Annotated in this window: 17 protein-coding genes; 10 read left to right on the forward strand and 7 right to left on the reverse strand. The window is 41.1% G+C overall.

All coding sequences use genetic code 11. From position 1 onward, the window contains the following. Nucleotide 1: 1 nt before the first annotated feature. The 5 genes from uraH to xdhA are packed head-to-tail and all read right to left on the reverse strand — an operon-like array spanning nucleotide 2 to nucleotide 5,542. A complete protein-coding gene (gene uraH / locus H5120_RS13480) occupies nucleotides 2-340 on the reverse strand; it encodes a hydroxyisourate hydrolase (protein ID WP_024595278.1) in 339 nt (112 codons plus the stop codon). Then, nucleotides 337-837: a 2-oxo-4-hydroxy-4-carboxy-5-ureidoimidazoline decarboxylase gene (gene uraD / locus H5120_RS13485; RefSeq protein WP_182674986.1), complete on the reverse strand. Its 501-nt coding sequence runs from the start codon at nucleotides 835-837 to the stop codon at nucleotides 337-339. Before uraD ends, uraH begins: the two co-directional genes overlap by 4 nt. Next, on the reverse strand, nucleotides 834-1,724 hold the full coding sequence (gene xdhC, locus H5120_RS13490) for a xanthine dehydrogenase accessory protein XdhC (protein ID WP_182674988.1): 891 nt from the start codon (nucleotides 1,722-1,724) through the stop codon (nucleotides 834-836). Before xdhC ends, uraD begins: the two co-directional genes overlap by 4 nt. Further along, the gene (gene xdhB / locus H5120_RS13495; protein ID WP_182674990.1) at nucleotides 1,717-4,056 is read right to left on the reverse strand and encodes a xanthine dehydrogenase molybdopterin binding subunit; all 2,340 of its coding nucleotides are present in this window, start codon (nucleotides 4,054-4,056) and stop codon (nucleotides 1,717-1,719) included. The genes xdhC and xdhB overlap by 8 nt, the downstream gene beginning before the upstream one ends. Further along, nucleotides 4,043-5,542, reverse strand: coding sequence for a xanthine dehydrogenase small subunit (gene xdhA, locus H5120_RS13500; RefSeq protein WP_182674992.1), 1,500 nt, complete (start codon nucleotides 5,540-5,542; stop codon nucleotides 4,043-4,045). Before xdhA ends, xdhB begins: the two co-directional genes overlap by 14 nt. A 198-nt stretch (nucleotides 5,543-5,740) precedes the next feature. Here xdhA and H5120_RS13505 point away from each other — a divergent pair, with 198 nt between their 5' ends. The 9 genes from H5120_RS13505 (at nucleotide 5,741) to H5120_RS13545 (ending at nucleotide 15,172) form a co-directional block, all read left to right on the forward strand. Next, on the forward strand, nucleotides 5,741-7,300 hold the full coding sequence (locus H5120_RS13505) for an ABC transporter ATP-binding protein (protein ID WP_182674994.1): 1,560 nt from the start codon (nucleotides 5,741-5,743) through the stop codon (nucleotides 7,298-7,300). Next, the gene (locus H5120_RS13510; protein ID WP_024591977.1) at nucleotides 7,297-8,400 is read left to right on the forward strand and encodes an ABC transporter permease; all 1,104 of its coding nucleotides are present in this window, start codon (nucleotides 7,297-7,299) and stop codon (nucleotides 8,398-8,400) included. The genes H5120_RS13505 and H5120_RS13510 overlap by 4 nt, the downstream gene beginning before the upstream one ends. 3 nt (nucleotides 8,401-8,403) lie before the next feature. Then, entirely contained in the window at nucleotides 8,404-9,330 is a 927-nt protein-coding gene (locus H5120_RS13515; protein ID WP_182671964.1) for an ABC transporter permease, read from the forward strand. A gap of 72 nt (nucleotides 9,331-9,402) precedes the next feature. Next, entirely contained in the window at nucleotides 9,403-10,470 is a 1,068-nt protein-coding gene (locus tag H5120_RS13520) for a BMP family ABC transporter substrate-binding protein (protein WP_182674996.1), read from the forward strand. A 77-nt stretch (nucleotides 10,471-10,547) separates the two neighbouring features. After that, the gene (locus tag H5120_RS13525; protein WP_182674998.1) at nucleotides 10,548-11,924 is read left to right on the forward strand and encodes a uracil-xanthine permease family protein; all 1,377 of its coding nucleotides are present in this window, start codon (nucleotides 10,548-10,550) and stop codon (nucleotides 11,922-11,924) included. Between the two features lie 29 nt (nucleotides 11,925-11,953). Next, nucleotides 11,954-12,688: a DUF5020 family protein gene (locus H5120_RS13530; RefSeq protein ID WP_182675000.1), complete on the forward strand. Its 735-nt coding sequence runs from the start codon at nucleotides 11,954-11,956 to the stop codon at nucleotides 12,686-12,688. A gap of 137 nt (nucleotides 12,689-12,825) precedes the next feature. Continuing rightward, on the forward strand, nucleotides 12,826-13,422 hold the full coding sequence (locus H5120_RS13535) for an RDD family protein (protein WP_182675033.1): 597 nt from the start codon (nucleotides 12,826-12,828) through the stop codon (nucleotides 13,420-13,422). Nucleotides 13,423-13,556: 134 nt separating this feature from the next. Then, the gene (locus H5120_RS13540; protein WP_182675002.1) at nucleotides 13,557-13,958 is read left to right on the forward strand and encodes a hypothetical protein; all 402 of its coding nucleotides are present in this window, start codon (nucleotides 13,557-13,559) and stop codon (nucleotides 13,956-13,958) included. Between the two features lie 578 nt (nucleotides 13,959-14,536). Beyond that, nucleotides 14,537-15,172, forward strand: coding sequence for a trimeric intracellular cation channel family protein (locus tag H5120_RS13545; protein ID WP_004334621.1), 636 nt, complete (start codon nucleotides 14,537-14,539; stop codon nucleotides 15,170-15,172). 2 nt (nucleotides 15,173-15,174) lie between these two features. Here H5120_RS13545 and H5120_RS13550 read toward each other — a convergent pair whose 3' ends face one another. Together H5120_RS13550 and H5120_RS13555 are read right to left on the reverse strand one after the other, a co-directional pair. Then, the gene (locus H5120_RS13550) at nucleotides 15,175-15,519 is read right to left on the reverse strand and encodes an N-acetyltransferase (RefSeq protein ID WP_182675004.1); all 345 of its coding nucleotides are present in this window, start codon (nucleotides 15,517-15,519) and stop codon (nucleotides 15,175-15,177) included. A gap of 350 nt (nucleotides 15,520-15,869) precedes the next feature. After that, on the reverse strand, nucleotides 15,870-17,336 hold the full coding sequence (locus tag H5120_RS13555; protein ID WP_182675006.1) for a DASS family sodium-coupled anion symporter: 1,467 nt from the start codon (nucleotides 17,334-17,336) through the stop codon (nucleotides 15,870-15,872). Nucleotides 17,337-17,619: 283 nt separating this feature from the next. Here H5120_RS13555 and H5120_RS13560 point away from each other — a divergent pair, with 283 nt between their 5' ends. Beyond that, on the forward strand, nucleotides 17,620-18,459 hold the full coding sequence (locus H5120_RS13560; protein WP_182675008.1) for a DUF417 family protein: 840 nt from the start codon (nucleotides 17,620-17,622) through the stop codon (nucleotides 18,457-18,459). Nucleotides 18,460-18,469 lie beyond the last annotated feature (10 nt).

The following is an 18,469-nucleotide window of genomic DNA, read 5'->3' on the forward strand; positions in this document are numbered from 1 at the left end:
ATTAGCTACCTCTGTATGTAGAGTAGCCAAACGGGCTAAGCAACAACGGAATATGGTGATGTTTAGTATCTTGTAATCTAAACGTTATTTGCGCCTCTGGGTAAAACGCAGGGGTAGGTTGGTTTTGGTAATAACTATCTAAATCAAATACTAGCTTATAGGTTGCAAATTCTACTTCTGTATTTAGCCAATCGGTAATTCGCCCATCGGAATCGGTTTTGCCTTGGGTTAGTTGTACCCATTCGTTATTTGTAAGTTTAAATAGCTTAACAGCAACATTTGCTGCTGGTTTTCCGGTGCTTGTATCAAGTATATGGGTAGTTATAGGGCTTTTGCTCATAGCAGTGACTCCAATCTTATTTTTGTTATTTTGGCTTGTTCGCCCGCGGCTATATTTAGCTCTGTACTGCGGGTGTTGTGTATGCGCTGCTCTATGAGTTCGAGCATTTGTTCGGCCGTTTTACCGGTGGCGCACACAATAAAAATAAAACCAAACTTGTTCAGGTACTCTTTATTGAGGGCAATCATTTTGGTAAGTACGGCTTCGTTTGCTTTGCTCATACCCGATTGCTCATGCCCCGCTTTTTGTGCGGTAGCAGCGTATTTTTTGCTAAGGGTTGATAAGTCGCCTATTTGCGGGTGGCCTTCAAAGGCAGCTAAATAGTCGCTTTCGCCAAGGTTATCCCATGTGTTTTGTGCGCATTCAAACAGCTGCTGTGCACTTTTAAATGGCATTGCTTTTATCATGCCCGCTACCCAGTTAGGGGCCGCGCAGCAATGCTCAAGTGCTTGTTTTGCTTGTGCATCATTTAGCGTATTTATTTGTAAGCTACTCATGCGCCTACTTCCTCCTGCGTGGTGCTAATTAAGGCATTTTTTAGTGTGCGCCATTGCAAGCCTTGGCGTTTTGGCTCTTGGGTTTGCATAGCCTGATAAAGGCCAATTAGCTGTCCACTAATCGAAATAGCCACTTCCATTGGTAATTTGCCCGTAATGTTATTAAGCCCAACAGGGCAGGTCATTTGCTGTATTTGATCGGCTGTAAAATCGCGATGTGCTAGGCGTTGCTTAAAGCGTTTGGCTTTAGTGTCAGAGCCAATTACACCAAGCCAATTGGCATCGGCGCGTTTAATAATGGCTTGGGTGAGTGCAAAGTCGAGCTGGTGGTTATGGGTTAATATTAAGTAATTATTAGCTTTAGGCGCACGTTTTACTTGCTCTGTTGGTTCTTCATCAACCACTTTTACTACGTTATTTGGAATAGCCTGTGGGAATACATCGGCGCGGCTATCTATCCAGCGTATGCGCATAGGTAGTTGTGCCAATATACCAATAAGCGCCTGTGCTACGTGGCCTGCGCCATAAATGTCTAAGGTAAAGCGCTCGCATTGCATGCATTCAAGCATAACGGTGGCAGCTCCGCCGCAGCACTGGCCTAAATTTGCACCTAGGTTAAATTGCTCTATTACTTGGGCGGCTTCGCCTTTGGAAAGTAGTTCGCGGGCTTTTTCTATTACTACGTACTCAAGATGGCCACCGCCAAGGGTGTCGTAAATATGCTCGCCGCTTATTACCATTTTAGAGCCTGTGCCGCGTGGGGTTGAGCCATTGGTGCCAAGTACCGTGGCAATTACATAGTTAGTGCCGCTTTGTTCGTGCTCGTTTATAGCCTGCGCCCAATTTTGCGTATGAAAACCCTGAAACGACTCATTTAAATTAGTCATGTTGATTCTCCTTAAACCAGCTAGCGGTTTGCTCAATTGCACTCAATACTCGCTCTGGGGTTGCGGGTGTATCCAGTGGGGCTGTGTATTTGTAATCAGCCACACTGCTTATTGCATTACGAATGGCGCTCCATACACTAAAGGCCAGCATAAATGGCGGCTCGCCTACGGCTTTTGATCTAAACACGGTGGTTTCTGGATTTTCTGAGTTATAAAGATTGACGTTAAATTCGGCAGGGGTATCGCCAATGGCTGGTATTTTGTAGTTGGCTGGGCCAAAGCTTGCAAGCTGGCCTTTATCATTCCATTGTAAGTCTTCGGTTGTTAGCCAGCCCATGCCTTGCACAAAAGCGCCTTCAATCTGCCCTATATCAAGTGCTGGATTAATTGAACTGCCTACATCGTGCAGTATATCAACGCGAGTTACCGTGTTTTCGCCAGTTAGGGTATCTACTTCTACTTCACTCAGTGCCACGCCGTGAGCGTAGTAAAAAAACGGACGGCCTTCGCCTTTGGCTCTGTCGTAATGAATTTTTGGTGTGGCGTAATAACCGGTAGATGAAAGCGATATACGATTCATGTAAGCAAGATTTGCAAGTTCGCTAAAGCTAATTTCCCCTTTACTAAAAGTAATGAGGTTATCTTTAAATACAACAGTGTTGCTGTCTACTTCAAAGTGCTCGGTAATAAAGTTTATTAAGCGCTCTTTTATTGTGTTTACTGCATTTAGCGCCGCCATACCGTTTAAGTCGGTACCGCTTGAAGCCGCTGTTGGCGAGGTGTTTGGCACTTTGTCAGTACGCGTAGCGCTAATACTTACCGCGTTAAAATCGACCCCAAAGCCATGGGCTACAATTTGCGCAATTTTGGTGTTCAGCCCTTGGCCCATTTCGGTGCCGCCGTGGTTTAAATGTATAGAGCCATCGCTATAAACATGTACGAGTGCACCGGCTTGGTTTAAGTGCTGTACGGTAAACGATATACCGTATTTAACCGGCGTCATCGCAAGGCCTTTTTTGATAATAGGTGACGATACGTTAAATGCTTTAATAGCCTCTTTACGCGCCCAGTAGTCACCCGACTCCTCAAGCTGAGCAATCATATCTTTTAAAATATGTTGCTCTACGGTTTGATGGTACGGCGTGGTATCGCGGCCTTTTTTGTATAAATTGAGTTTTCGGATCTCAAGCGGATCTTTACCTAATTTGGCGGCTATATCGTCCATTATTAGCTCGCCCATAATCATGCCTTGCGGGCCACCAAATCCTCTAAATGCGGTATGGCTTACGGTATTTACTTTACAGCGATTACCCTTAATTGTGGCGGCTGGGTAGTAGTAGGCGTTATCGACATGAAACATGGCGCGGTCTACAATTGCATCTGATAAATCTGGGGAGTAGCCACAAAATCCGTTTACGGTAATGTCGGCACCTTCTATTAAACCATTTTCGTCAAAACCAACATGATAGTGATTATAAAACGGGTGGCGCTTACCGGTTAATTTAAAATCGTCGCTACGGGCTAGGCGCATTTTTACTGCGCAGCCAAGGTGGTAAACCGCAAGGGCTGCAAGGCATGCCCATGGTGCGCCTTGGGTTTCTTTGCCGCCAAAAGCACCGCCCATACGGCGGGTTTCTACGTTTACAAAGCTAAATGGCTTTTTTAAAATTTTAGCAACTAAGTGCTGCACCTCAGTAGGGTGTTGCGTAGAACACTGAACATGAATGCCCCCGTCGTTATCAGGTTGCGCCAGCGCTATTTGGCCTTCTAAATAAAAGTGCTCTTGCCCGCCTATGCTTATTTCGCCTTTAAGCTGGTGGGCTGCGTTATTAATGGCGTTTTCGCTGTTACCACGGTTAAGTGAATGCGGCGGCCTTACCCAATGCTCTTTGCTAATGGCTTCTTTAATATCAAGTATTGGAGTAGTTTGCTCGCACTCTATAACCACTAAACGTGCCGCGCGGCGCGCTATTTCATATGTGTCGGCAACGACAATTAATACAGGTTGCCCGTGGTATTGAATTTCATGGCTGGTCAGCAGTACGTCACCAGGAAATACTGGGCCAATATCTAATTTACCCGGTACATCTTCGGCAGATAAAATACGTTTAACACCTTTAACAGCCAGTGCGAGACTTGTATCAATTGATTTAATAAAGCCGCTAGTAACAGGGGCGAGCACTGGGTAGGCATGCAGGCATCCGTAAGGCTCAGGGTTATCGTCGGCAAAATTTGCACTGCCACAAACTTGTTTAATAGCGCTTTCGTGATATTTAGATTGCCCAACGCTACCACCTTGGGCTTTTAGTTTATCCATTTCAAAGTGACGCATGTGAGATCCTCGTAATGGCAATGTTGTTATTGTTGCGTGCTTGCGGCTCACAAAACTCAATACCAATGCGTTGTAATAAGTTTTTGCTTACCGTAATGCGATAATGCGCACTGCTTCTTACATCGCTCATGGGCGTAAAGTCATCGTTAATAGCCGTTGCTGCGTCTATAAAACTACTTACTTGTAATGATTGAGATATCAGCTTTTGCTCAATATGATGTGCGCGCTTAGGAATAGCAGCCATACCGCCCATAGCGCAGCGGGCTTGAGTAATCATGTTTTGTGAATGCTCTATAGCAAGCACCAAACAAACGGTAGATATATCGTCTTCAAAGCGTTTTGATATTTTATGACATGCCAGTTTTAGCGACTCTGGGCGCTTTGGAATGGTGAACTTACTAATTACTTCATCGCTTTTAAGAACCGTTTTTTTGTAATCAATAAAGTAGTCGGCAACTTTAATAGTGCGCGTACCAGCGCTGCTTAATAAATCCATTGATGCATTAAGAGCGATTAAAAGGGGAGCGGGATCGCCAATAGGAGAGGCATTCCCTATGCTGCCACCAAGCGTGCCGCTGTTACGTACTTGGCTTGATCCTAAGCGTTCAAATAGCTCTTTTGACTCTGGGTAATGGTTATAAAATACTTCAACAAATTGGCTATAAGGTAGTGCTGCACCAATGTGTAACTCACCGTTATTATCTGCCAAGGTGCAAAGATCCTTTACTTGGCTAAGGGAGATAATTACATCTGGTAAGAGCATGTTTTGGCTAAGCTCAATGGCAAAGTCGGTGCCACCAGCAACTAAATGTGCATAAGGATAAAGCGCTTTTAGCTCAACAAGTTGCTGGGCAGTTTGTGGTAAGTAAAATTTACGAGGACCATTTTTTAAAAATGGAATATCGTCATCATATTGCGTATTAAGTGATGCTTTAAATTGAGCGGCCATTGCTGAGTACGGTTCAGCTTTACGCTCATAGCTATAGGCTTTTTCGGCTGCAAGTAATATAGGGCTATAACCTGTACAACGGCATAAGTTACCGCCAAGTGCATGAATAACCGCTTTTTTACCAGGGTACGTTGGCTCATTAATATAAAGAGCCAACAAACTCATTATTATACCGGGCGTGCAAAAACCACATTGCGAACCATGGCACTCCACCAGTGCACGTTGTACGGGATGTAAATCGGTTAAGCTTGGGTATAAGCCAGTAGTCACAGCCTCTACCGTTACTATATGTTTTGCATGCGCATTACCTAATAACAATAAACAGCTGTTCATTGTTTTGTATTGCCAACTAGTTTGCCCGTTTGCATTTATACGCTCTTCACCCACTAAAATTGTGCACGCGCCACAGTCGCCAGTTGCACACCCTTCTTTGGTGCCCACTTTCCCTTTTTTGGTGCGTAGCCAGTCCAAAATGGTGAGACTTGGCGAACATTCTTGTACTTCAATTGGCGTGTTATTTAATAAAAATTGAATCACACAGACCCCCTTAATTTTTATAAAGCCCTGATACATAAAGGCTTGGCGTATGTTTTTTCTTGTTGTTTGCGCACGGGTAAGAAAAATACTTTTTCATCTTGGTAAGTATATTGCAGTTACCATGCCATTGTTGACCGGTTGGTCAGTTGATTTTTTGAGTATGCTAAATTGCTCATTAAGCACAAATAGGCCCTAATAATGAATAATAAATACCGCCTTACTATGCAGGGAATGACAAAGCAGTATCCCGGATGTATAGCCAATAATGACGTAACCTTAAAAATTAAGCATGGTGAAGTGCATGCCTTATTAGGTGAAAACGGTGCAGGTAAAAGCACATTAATGAAAATGCTTTATGGTGTGGTTAAACCTGACCAAGGGGACATGTTTTTCAACGGCCGTATAATGAATATAAAAGAGCCTGCTGATGCCCGTGATTTAGGCATTGGAATGGTGTTTCAGCACTTTTCGTTATTTGAAACACTTACGGTCGCCCAAAATATTGAACTAGCGTTAGGTGATTTAGCAGGGCATAGCAGCACGCTTGCGGGTCGAATTACAAAAACATCAACACGTTATGGTATGCCATTAGACCCCCATAGACTGGTATCAACACTTTCAACTGGCGAGCGCCAACGAGTAGAAATTGTTAGATGCTTATTATTAGATATCCAGTTACTTATTTTAGACGAACCCACTTCAGTACTGACTCCACAAGAAGTCGATGCATTATTTAAAACCCTAAAGTCACTTAAAAAAGAAGGCTGCTCTGTGCTGTTTATTAGCCATAAACTGCACGAAGTGATTGAGCTATGTGACAGTGCGACCATTTTGAGAGGCGGGAAAGTAAGCGGGCATTGTATTCCTAAAAACGAAACTAGTGAGTCAATTGCTAGGCTGATGGTAGGCGACAACACGCCAATTAGTAACCAAACTCGCAGAGCTTTGGGTACTGCGGATTTTTTAACCGTTAATAATCTAACCACCGCCGCACAAGCGTTATTTGAAACCCCCCTTAAAAACATTAACTTTGCAGTACAGCAAGGCGAAATAGTGGGGATTGCGGGGGTTGCTGGCAACGGACAAGAAGAGTTATTAAAAGTGCTTTCGGGGGAGCAAATTCAAGCTAGTAGTAGCGCCATTAAATTTAAAAATACCGTAGTTGATGCACTGTGCCCGCTAAAAAGGCGCCGCCTTGGGCTTGCATGTGTACCAGAGGATAGGCTTGGGCGAGGAGCCGTGCCCACTATGGATTTAGCACAAAATGCATTGCTTACTAGTTATGATAGTGGACTAGTTAAAAATGGCTTTTTAGTAAAACAAAAAATTACTGAGCTTGCTAATAAAATCATTACAAAATACAAGGTTAAAACACCAAGTTTTCGCACTCATGCAGCTAGCCTTTCAGGTGGTAATTTACAAAAATTTATTATTGGTCGCGAGGTAGAGCAAAGCCCAAAACTACTCGTTATGTCGCACCCTACTTGGGGTGTAGATATAGGCGCACAAGTGGCGATACATGAAGCTATTTTAAAGCTTCGCGACGAAGGGTGTGCGGTACTCGTTATTTCAGAAGATTTAGACGAACTTTATAAAATTTGCGACCGCATTGGCGCAATTTGTGATGGCAAACTGTCTCCTATTTTAAATACCGATACCGTACCGCTTGTGCAGTTAGGGCAGTGGATGGCTGGCGACTTTAGCGATGTTTTTAATAACCAGCCTAAAGTACACACACCACAAGGGGAACTTGCATGATTAAGTTAGAACCACGTGTTGAGCGCTCACCGGCTTGGAGTTATCTCTCTCCTGTTTTAGCTATTTTACTCACATTAATAACCGGTTACGTGGTGTTTGCCTTATTAGGGCATGATCCTTTAAATGCCCTGTATACATTGCTTATAGCACCTGTTGCCGATTGGTATGGTGTAACTGAGCTACTTGTAATGACCATTCCTATTTTGCTATGCGCCTATGGCTTAGCGCTTTGTTATAGAGCATCGGTTTGGAATATAGGCGCAGAAGGGCAACTGCTTATTGGTGGTGTATGTGCAAGTGCTGTAGCCGTTAACTTTGTTGACTCAACAAGTGCTTTTGCAATGCCACTTACATTACTCGCTGGTATTGCTGGTGGCATGTTGTGGGCGGGGCTTGCTGCTTTTATGAAGCTGCGTTTAAACACCAATGAAATTTTAGTCACCATAATGCTCAACTACATAGCAGTAAATGTATTGCTGTGGGCTGTTCATGGGCCACTCAAAGATCCTCACGGTTATAACTTTCCTGAAAGTGCATTGTTTGGCGATAGCACGCTATTACCTGTTTTATTCGACGGTACTCGATTGCACTTAGGCCTGGCGTTTGCGTTATTAGCGCTATGCGCCACATGGGTTTTTATTAGTAAAACCTTTATAGGCTTTCAAATACAAGTACTTGGGCTTGATGCATCCGCGGCCAAAATGGCGGGTTACAAGCGAGCATTATTAATTGCCGGAGTGCTAGTTATTAGCGGGGGCTTGGCGGGGCTTGCTGGAGCGGGCGAAGTAGCTGGGCCTATTGGGCAGCTGGTTCCGCAAATATCACCCGGTTATGGCTATGCCGCCATTATTGTTGCTTTTTTAGGGCGACTCCACCCAGTAGGAATTACGTTTGCGGGCTTACTAATGGGGCTTATTTATATGGGAGGTGAACTTGCGCAAATTAACATGGGATTACCTAACGCTATAACCGGTATTTTTCAGGGGTTAATGCTGTTTTATTTACTCTCGTGCGATGTGCTTATTACTTATCGCCTTAGATTTTCGCTGCCATTTAAACAACAAAAAGCGCAGCCAATACATATTGCACAGGAGTCTTAAATCATGGAATTAGATGTAATTACTAATATTTTATACGCCACTATTCGTACAGGCACCCCCTTATTGCTGGTGGCGCTGGGTGAAATGGTATGCGAAAAAAGCGGCACCTTAAATTTAGGGCAAGAAGGCATGATGCTCTTAGGCGCTGTGGCAGGGTTTATAACTATGTACCAATGCGACAACCTATTTATTGGTTTTACGGTAGCAGCTTTGGTCGGGGTTATGGCCTCACTTATTTTTGCTTTTGTAGCACTTAATTTAAATGCTAGCCAAGTAGCGGCAGGTTTAGCGCTGACTATTTTTGGTACAGGCCTATCTGCATTTTTAGGTGCTGACTATGAGGGAAAAACCATTAACGCGTTACCTACTTTAGCAATTGCAGGGTTTGAGCATATTCCGGTTTTAGGCAAAGCGCTATTTTCGCAAGACGCCATTGTGTATTTAAGTTGGGGTTTAGTGCTTGGTGCGTATTTGTTTTTTAAATATCACAGAGCAGGGCTTGCAGTACGAGCTATTGGCGAAAACCCAAGTGTGGGCAATAACTTAGGATTACCTGTAATGCGTACACGTTATTTAGCCGTAATGTTTGGCGGCGCACTGGCTGGCATTGCGGGCGCATATTTGTCGTTGGCTTATACACCACTTTGGACTCAAAACATGACGGCAGGGCGAGGTTGGATAGCCCTTGCTTTAGTGGTGTTTGCAAGCTGGCGTATTGAGCGCGTAATACTTGGCGCTTATTTATTTGGCTTTGCCAGCATTATGCACTTAGTGGCACAGGCTTTTGGGTGGGCTGTGGAGTCTAACTTACTGGCCATGTTGCCTTATGGTGCAACGCTTATAGTACTGATTATGCTCAGCAAAAATAAACAAAAATTAAAAATGTACGAACCCATGTGGCTAGGTAAGCCTTGGCACAAGGGTCATTAAATTAATTACAAAATCAATAAGGTAAATCACCTGCTTCAACAGGATATTAAAAATATAACACGGAGAATAACAATGAAAAAACTTATAACAGCACTCGGGGTTGCATTGAGCTTAGGCATAAGCGCATCTGCTATTGCAAAAGATAGCGTAAAAGTTGGCTTTGTATATGTAAGCCCCATAGGTGAGGCCGGTTGGACTTATACACATGACTCTAGCCGCCACTACCTTGAAGAAAAGTTTGGCGACAAAATAGAAACCACTTTTGTCGAAAGCGTACCAGAAGGGGCGGATGCAGAGCGTGTTATTACGCAACTGGCTAAAAGCGGGCACGATTTAATATTTACCACGTCGTTTGGCTACATGAACCCAACACTTAAAGTGGCTAAACGATTTCCTAATGTAAAGTTTGAGCATGCCACAGGCTATAAACGCGCAAAAAACGTAAGCACTTACTTTGATCGCATTTACGAAGGACGCTACTTAACAGGTGTTATTGCAGGGCACATGAGTAAAACCGACAGCATTGGTTATATTGCTGCGTTTCCTATTCCGGAGGTAATACGCGGTATAAATGCATTTACGCTTGGTTTGCGCTCAGTAAAGCCTAATGCAAAAGTAAAAGTAGTGTGGGTTAATAGCTGGTTTGATCCGGGTAAAGAGCGCGAAGCTGCCGATAGCCTAATAGATCAAGGCGTTGATATTATTACCCAACATACTGATTCGCCTGCACCACTTCAAGCAGCGCAAGCCGCTGGTATTTACGCTATTGGCTACCACTCAGATATGAGCGGATACGGTAAAAAAGCACATTTAACAGCTGCGATTCATCACTGGGATGAATTTTATGCAGAGCGCGTACAGCAAGTCCTTGACGATAAGTGGCAATCGCAAGATATATGGAAAGGGATAGGCTCAGGGATGACTCGCTTGGCGCCGCTAAGTAAAGACATTCCAAGTGATGTAGTGAGTGAAGTAAATGCTATTTCAGAGAAAATTGGTAAAGGTGAATTTCATCCATTTACTGGCCCTATAAAAAATCAGCAAGGTGAGCTGGTTACAAAAGCTGGGCAGACTATTGATGATAAAACCTTACTCGGCATGGACTTTTACGTTGAAGGCGTAGAAGGGCAGCTTAAATAAACGCAGACGTATTTGAATTAAAATAGGGCAGGGCGTTAATACCTTGCCCAAGTTTAAGCGCTAAAAGGATATTGACCATGTCAAACCAAGAAGCTATTTCAGAAGACATAATTTACGCGGTAGATGATAAACCAGGGCTAACTGAATCATTTTTTGCTGCACTACAGCACGTACTCGCAAGCTTTGTAGGCATTATTACACCCACACTTATTATTGGTGGGGTGCTTGGCCTAGCAGCTGAAATACCATATTTAATTAGTATGGCGTTGTTTGTATCGGGTGTTGGTACGTTTATACAAGCGCGCAGAGTAGGGCCTGTTGGTTCTGGACTTATATGTGTGCAAGGCACCAGTTTTGCTTTTTTAGGCACTATTTTGGCCACAGGCTTTACTGTTAAAGCTACGGGTGGCAATAACGATGAAGTGCTCGCTACTATTTTTGCTGTGTGTTTTTTAGCGGCCTTTGTAGAGATATTTATTAGTTTTTTTATAGAAAAACTCGGCAAAGTAATTAAGCCTGTTGTTACCGGCGTGGTTATTACCACTATAGGCGTCTACCTTATAAAAGTGGGTATGACCGACATAGGCGGCGGCCAGTGGCTATTAACTAATAAGCCTGACGAGTTTGCCTCACCAAGTAACCTAATTGTTGGTTTTTCGGTTGTTGCTTTAGTGGTGCTGCTTAATGCAAGTAAAAATCAATGGGTAAGGCTAACAGCCGTGGTTGTAGCCATGATAGTAGGTTGGATACTGGCCGTTATATTAGGAATAGCCAAATTTGAAGTCGGCGAGTTTGATTTAATCGCCATGCCAATACCGTTTAAGTACGGTTTTAGTGTAGATTTTGGTGCGCTTATAGCCTTTGGTTTTTTATACCTTATTACTGCAATTGAATCGACAGGCGATATTACTGCCAATTGTGCTGTTTCTAAGTTACCTGTTAGAGGGCCTAGTTACTTAGCACGTATTCGCGGCGGTATTTTAGGTGATGGCGTTAACTCGATGATTGCCGCTTTATTTAATACTTTTCCTAATACTACTTTTAGTCAAAACAACGGCGTTATTCAGCTAACTGGAGTTGCCAGCAGATATATTGGCCTGTGGATAGGCAGTATTTTAATTATTCTTGGCTTGTTTCCTGTGATTGGCGCTGTATTACAAAATATACCTAAACCTGTTTTGGGCGGTGCAACGCTTGTAATGTTTGGCACCGTAGCAGCCGCTGGGGTCAAAATACTCGCCAGCGAAAAAATAAATCGCAGAAGTTTACTTATTATTGCGGTGAGTTTGGGGCTCGGGCTAGGTGTTAGTTTTGTACCGGAGTTGTTTGCAAACGCACCTAAGTTAGTTACTGCCATATTTGGTAGTGCAGTGACGGTGTCGGGTATCACCGCAATAATAATGACGTTGGTACTACCAGAAAATTACTCAGCAAGTACGGATCATCTTAACTAAACTAATAAAAATCATAAAAGGGATTAACAATGAAAATCAAAACAATAAAAAAATTAGCATTAGTAACTGCAATTGCAATGTGCTCTACAGGTGTATCGGCTAAAGAGCTTTGGTCTGATTTTAGTATTACCGCAATGACAGGAGCCGACTACCTAGAGCCGTTTTCAGGTACTGAAGATGATAGAAGTGTTGTGACTATAGAGCATGCATCGGGACATACATGGGGCAGTACGTTCTTCTTTATGGATAGACTAAGTAATCCCGATGAAGTGTACGGTGAGCTAAACATAAACCCTACTCTTTACAAGCCACAAAATAGCTTTGTTAAAGAGGTGTTTTTAGGCCTACAAACAGAGTATGGCTCGGGAGATACGGATCAAAATAACTATTTATTAGGGGGCGGTGTATCACTTGATGTACCTGGCTTTCAATATTTTAATGTGGCTTATTATCGTCGCTTTCAAGATGATATAGGTATTCAACGTGAAGATAATAACCAAATAACAGTTACGTGGGGCTATAACAAAGGTAACTTTAGATACGATGGCTTTTTAGATATTGTAGATAGCACCGACACAATGTTTGGTAAAAGTGAAGGTGGCTTTAACTTTACCTCGCAGATTAAATACAATATTGCCCCTATGCTCGGCTTAGATACAGGCCGCCTTGATGTGGGTATTGAGTATGTTTATTGGAAAAATAAATTTGGTGTAGATGGTCAAACCGAACATAATCCAAACTTGCTAGTTAAATGGCATTTTTAACAGCAAATTGAATGGTATTTAATTAATAATTAAAGGCTACTTTTTAGTAGCTTTTTTATTTGATAATCTTAAATAATTGAATAGCTTAAATTAATTGTGTTAGATTGCTTTTTAATAACACTATATGGATTTTTTGCATCGACTCTGAAATTGATTTTTCTACCTACACTTTAGATGAGCTTTACTCATCAGCGAGAGCTATAGATCGCGAAGCCTACCCAGATCGAGCAAAAGAAATAGACGACTTAATTAAAATGCGAGAAGCACAGAGCCCATCTGAAAATATTGTATCAAAAGTAGCAGGAGAAAAAGCAACGCGCTCAGATAGGCTAGTAGCTGCTATTGTTGATGGCGTTTTAGGTGTTGCTTGTTTTATACCTGTATTCATACTCGTAGGGTTTGATAATTTAAGCCAACCAACACTTACTTTATCTGCAGGTTTGCTAGGTTATGGCATATTAAGCACGTTAGTGCTTCATGATTACCTTATGTACCAACGCGGACAAACGATTGGTAAATCTTTAATGTCTATCCGTATTGAAAATTTAGATGGTACACAAGCAAGCTTTACTACAATTTACTTTAAACGCATGCTTTGTATGCAACTATTATCACTTGTACCTTCGGTAGGTCAGTTTATAGCAGGTTTTGTTAATCCATTATTTATATTTGGAAAAGATAAACGATGTTTACATGATCATTTAGCGGGAACAAAAGTGAGTTATGTAGATTAATCAAGGTATTAATTAGGGCAACTTTGCCCGGATTTAAGTTTGATTAGCAAAAGTTACAAAATGGCGTATTTCACTAAATTGGTAATATAATTAAAAAACCTTACCGATTTTTTGACTAGTAACCAAGGATGATTATGAAAAACAGCACACAGCTAATTTTAGCACTAGCGGCCTCTTTAATTTGTTACTCAACATATATTGTATTGATAGATAAACCTTTTAGTTTGCAAGCGCTTAACCTGTTTTTATTTCCCGTTATTTTATATTTTGTGTTTATTCGTTCGCGCAATGTTGAGCAAAGCCCGTTAAAGGCTGTACGCGTTGAGGGGCAAATATTATACGTTTATAAGCAAGTGTTTAATATTAACGATATTAACAAAGTTGTCATCGACAAAACTAAGAGGCACGGTATATTTGCACTACCATATAATCAAGTTGATGGTAAAACAACTGAGTTTATTTTCAATAAAGATGCGTTTGAATCTTTAAAATCCTACCTTTTACAAAACATTCCAAATGTAAAAATTATTGAATAAAGTAAAGAAGTAACAATGAATTTAAAGAGCATATATTATTCACTGGTTTTCTTACCGCGGCGAAAATCAATGAGGTGATAAATGAGAATATTTAGGAAAACAAACGAGTTTGATAAACTGTCGAGGCGTTACGCATGTATTAAATGTGGTACTTGGGTGAGCATAAAAGCCCAAAACTGTATGCAGTGCCAGCATAGTTTTACCAATAATGATAAAAGCTCAATGCAAACACTCTATAATCAAAATAAAGAACAAAACTGGCAACATGCAATATTGCCTATTATTTTTGTAATATTGGTAATAGCTTTATTGTTCATTTAATTTTTGCTTAAAATTTAAAAGTGCTCGACTGCAACTCTGTAACAAAATCCCTCTGTACTTTAACGTGTAAAAACTACCCATAATTAAAATAATTACTCTTATTAAGCCTTCTATAAGTATCACATAGCTAATGTTTTTTAATAAATGAGATAAGCTTATAAATTTCAGTCACTTAAGTTGTTGGTTTATTTATATTTACTCAGTTTTTTGGCACGTAAGTTGATACAACTCCTAATAAACTTTAAAAAGGAATTACCATGACTGCTGAATACTTTATGGTACTAGGGTTACTCGGTGTTGCATTTTTTGCTGTTGCAGGGGCATTGCTTGGGTATGAAAAAAACATTAGTGGCTTTGGCGTCGTAGTGGTTGCAACCGTTACTGCCCTAGGGGGCGGTACCCTCAGAGATATACTTTTAAACAAACCAGTATTTTGGATTGCTACCCCAGAGTATTTATATTCAACCTATGGGGCCGTTATAGCAACAATTGCATTTATTCGATATTTACCGCGCGTTAATAATTACTACTTTTTATTAGTAGACGCTGTGGGTATGGCGTTATTTAATATTATGGGGATAGAAAAAGCACTCATTAATGGCTCTGGTATGGTGGTCGCAATTACCATGGGCATCACTACAGGTATATTTGGTGGTTTAATACGCGACGTAATTTGCCGTGAAGTACCAACTGTTATGCGCAGCGAACCTTACGCCTCTGCGTGTTTAGCGGGTGGTGCAGTCTATGCTGCTTTATTTAGCCTTAATGTAGATTACATTTGGTGTATTTTAGGCTCATTTTTCACGACTATCTTTTTAAGATTAGGCTCTTTGCATTGGGGTTGGCATTTAACTATTTTCAGAAAAAAAGACTTCAGAGATCAAAGCGACTAATTTTAGCTACGAGTAGCTCGCGTTTGCATGTGGTACTCGTAATTATCTTCATCCGTTATAGTAAAACCCAGCCGCTTATAAAGTCCTAATGCTGGGTTGTTTTTAAGCACGGTGAGTTTAATGGGTTTTGACTGCGCATTTGTAATAACTTGTTCAATAACCGCTTTCCCATACCCTTTATTTTGGTGCAATGGATGTATTTGTAATTGCATTATTTCAACGTGTTGAGCGTGTGTTTGGTATTTTAAAGTACCAATTGGTACCTCATTTATAACTATAAGATGGGAGCAGTCATATTGATCATTAAGCCTTAAAACATGCTGTTGCTCTGTTATACCAATCCGCAATAATACTTAATCATTTTGCGGGGCTAAACGTGTCGCTACCTGCGTTAAAAAATGCTCATTTAGAACAACTAAATAGCGAATTTTTTGCCTAGCTATCAACACGTTTTTCCAGCCTCAAAATAGATCACTTAATTAAGCGAATTGGTATTAAAAATAACCCGGCATTTTCTAAGTGTTCGACCATAGTTAGTTTACTGAGGCTTAATAAGTAGTCTCGGTCTGAATATGCTGCCTTTATGAATTTAAAAACCATAGTGCTCCCTTGCAACAGCCTTAATGTTTATATTTGTAGAACTAATCAAAATATGTGCGCAGTATTAAATGTGCAAGCCAAACTAACAAAGGCAACACTACCAATACCCAAGTGCTTTCCACCAAAGCCCGCCAATAATTCCCCATACACTTAAATTAATAATGCTCATTATAAGGCCCATTACCCACCAGTCTTTTAATGATACATAGCCTGAGCCAAACACTATGGGTGATGTGCCTGTTGCGTAATGCGTTAACGACATCATGAGTGATGAAGCGCCAGCTAGCAGTAAACCTAAAAATAAAGGCGGAGCGCCAAGCGCTAAACCTGCGGCGTAAAATGCGGCAAACATAGCAGTGATATGTGCTGTGGTACTGGCAAAAAAGTAATGAGCATAAAAATACACAGCTACCAATATAATAGCCGATACAATCCAGTCAAAGCCCAGTTGCGCAATATTGCTCTCAACAAGTGTTGAAAACCACGTTACCAAACCTAGTTTATTTAAAAAAGTGGCCATCATTACTAATGCTGAAAACCAAACAACGGTATCCCACGCAGACTTTTCTTTAAGTACATCGTCCCAGCTTAATACACCAGTCACTAATAAAACCGAAAGACCCAAAAAAGCCACTGCGGTTGTGTTAACTGCGTAGTCAGCCCCTAAAATCATTGCAGGTACGCCAGCCCATAAAACAAGCAGCATGGCAAAAACTCCCACCATTATTTTTTCGCCATAACTCATTGGGCCCATTTCAGTTAATTTAGATTCTGCGTAGGTTTTAGCGTCGGGTGTACTTTTAACTTCAGGTGGGTAAATGGCATAAACAACCAAAGGCACAAGGGCAATACATAGCAAACCAGGAACAAGCGCTGCCAGCGCCCACGTACTCCAAGTAATACTGATATTTGCACCGGTAGCATCAGCAATCAGCTTTACAATTAGCGGGTTTGGCGCAGTCGCTGTAATAAACATAGCTGATGTAATAGGGTTTATATGGTAACTCACTAAAGCAAGGTAGTGGCCAATTTTACGAGATGTGCCTTCCTCAGGGGACGAGCCAAAGCTTGTTGCTATAGACTTCATAATTGGGTGAATAATAGCGCCGCCTCGCGCGGTATTACTTGGCGTTACAGGTGCTATAACAAGTTCAGAAAGTGCGAGTGCATAGCCAATACCAACTGTTTTTTTACCAAAAAGAGAAATAAAATTATAGCCAATACGATTTCCCAAACCAGTTTTAGCTAAACCCCGAGAAATAATAATAGCAATACCAATCAACCAAATTAATGAATTAGAAAAGCCACTTAATGCATCTTTAATAGCACCAGATGGGCTGTCATTAGTTACGCCGGTTAACGCAACAGAAGTAATAGCTAAAATAGCAATGGCGCCGATAGGCATTGCTTTACCAATAATGGCAACAACAGTACCAATAAATAAAGCGAGCAAATGCCATGCGTTTTCGGTAACACCTTGCGGAGGCGGTACAGCAAACCAAAGTAGTAAAACAATGGCTATAGAAATCAGTCCAGAGGTAACTCGAATATCAGTACCCTTCATTAAAATATCCCTAAGTTTTAGAAATGCATGCATTCTGTTTATTGAAAAGGCAACGTTATTTTACTTCATTTAATAATAAAAAAGATGACGCACATCATATGAATATTAGGCTTATTTAATTTTATTAATAAAGAGGAAATTAACTATAAACTAAAGTGATTGATTACATTACCCGATAAGAGCTTACAGTGTGCTTAATTAACTCTGATTTTTAAGAGTTAGCTTGAATTTTTTTATAGGTTCGTAAGGTCTTTATAAACCTCAACGAATACTTGGAAATACAATGAACTTAAAACTAACCAATAACGTGATTACTTTTTTATTAGCGAGTAGCTTTTTGCTACTTGGCTTGTCGTTTGCGTTAGGAGCAAACCCTAATACGTTAACGGCTACGTTTAGTTTTTATGGCGTTGATTCGCTAATGTCTGTATCTGCATTAGGTTTGATTAGTGGCTCCTTTATGATTGCCTTAGCTTTTGCCACCGTGCTCGCTCGCCTTAAACTAATGAAACCTACACCAGCACTTTTACTTGCAGCAATTATAAGTTTAGTTGCATTACTTACCTTGTTTGCCAGTAACCGTTGGATGGCGCAACTTGGTGGCTTTCCAATCATTGGTAGCGGGCAGGGCATAATTAAATATTTTGCTGTAGTGCCTTTATATTTATTTTTGTTTTATAAAGACAAACTTACCGACAAACAACACGCACTTTTAAACTTTATACCGGTTGCTATGGTTTTATTGTGGATCGGCGGCATGAAGTTTTATGAATTTGAAGCAAAAGGCATTGTAAGTTTAGTAGAAACCTCACCGTTTATGTCGTGGTTATATACGGTATTTAGCGTACAAGGCGCGTCTAACGTGATTGGCGGGTTTGATGTATTATTTGCTGTGTTATTGGGCTTAGGGCTATTTTTAAATAATAAAAAGCTAATTATTGTAAGTGGCTTAGCGTGTTTAAGCGTATTTATGATGACCCAAACATTCTTAATTACCGCAACCGGTGCATTTAGTTCATCCACTTTATTGGATCGTTTAGGGCAATTTGTAATTAAAGATTTGTGGTATATAGCCAACCTTGTTGTTATTGCTTTTTTAATGATTTTTAAACCGACTAAATAAAGAGAGCGTT

The sequence above is a fragment of the Pseudoalteromonas sp. SR43-2 genome (assembly GCF_014163885.1).
GTDB classification, from domain to species: Bacteria; Pseudomonadota; Gammaproteobacteria; order Enterobacterales; family Alteromonadaceae; genus Pseudoalteromonas; species Pseudoalteromonas distincta.

What these genes read in the sequence shown, in the direction of transcription:
- xdhB (WP_182674990.1), bottom strand. Translation starts at nt 4,056, where the DNA reads ATGCGTCACTTTGAAATGGATAAACTAAAAGCCCAAGGTGGTAGCGTT.
- H5120_RS13525 (WP_182674998.1), top strand. Translation starts at nt 10,548, where the DNA reads ATGTCAAACCAAGAAGCTATTTCAGAAGACATAATTTACGCGGTAGAT.
- H5120_RS13540 (WP_182675002.1), top strand. Translation starts at nt 13,557, where the DNA reads ATGAAAAACAGCACACAGCTAATTTTAGCACTAGCGGCCTCTTTAATT.
- H5120_RS13555 (WP_182675006.1), bottom strand. Translation starts at nt 17,336, where the DNA reads ATGAAGGGTACTGATATTCGAGTTACCTCTGGACTGATTTCTATAGCC.
- uraD (WP_182674986.1), bottom strand. Translation starts at nt 837, where the DNA reads ATGAGTAGCTTACAAATAAATACGCTAAATGATGCACAAGCAAAACAA.
- H5120_RS13515 (WP_182671964.1), top strand. Translation starts at nt 8,404, where the DNA reads ATGGAATTAGATGTAATTACTAATATTTTATACGCCACTATTCGTACA.
- H5120_RS13510 (WP_024591977.1), top strand. Translation starts at nt 7,297, where the DNA reads ATGATTAAGTTAGAACCACGTGTTGAGCGCTCACCGGCTTGGAGTTAT.
- xdhC (WP_182674988.1), bottom strand. Translation starts at nt 1,724, where the DNA reads ATGACTAATTTAAATGAGTCGTTTCAGGGTTTTCATACGCAAAATTGG.
- uraH (WP_024595278.1), bottom strand. Translation starts at nt 340, where the DNA reads ATGAGCAAAAGCCCTATAACTACCCATATACTTGATACAAGCACCGGA.
- H5120_RS13530 (WP_182675000.1), top strand. Translation starts at nt 11,954, where the DNA reads ATGAAAATCAAAACAATAAAAAAATTAGCATTAGTAACTGCAATTGCA.
- H5120_RS13520 (WP_182674996.1), top strand. Translation starts at nt 9,403, where the DNA reads ATGAAAAAACTTATAACAGCACTCGGGGTTGCATTGAGCTTAGGCATA.
- H5120_RS13545 (WP_004334621.1), top strand. Translation starts at nt 14,537, where the DNA reads ATGACTGCTGAATACTTTATGGTACTAGGGTTACTCGGTGTTGCATTT.
- H5120_RS13505 (WP_182674994.1), top strand. Translation starts at nt 5,741, where the DNA reads ATGAATAATAAATACCGCCTTACTATGCAGGGAATGACAAAGCAGTAT.
- H5120_RS13560 (WP_182675008.1), top strand. Translation starts at nt 17,620, where the DNA reads ATGAACTTAAAACTAACCAATAACGTGATTACTTTTTTATTAGCGAGT.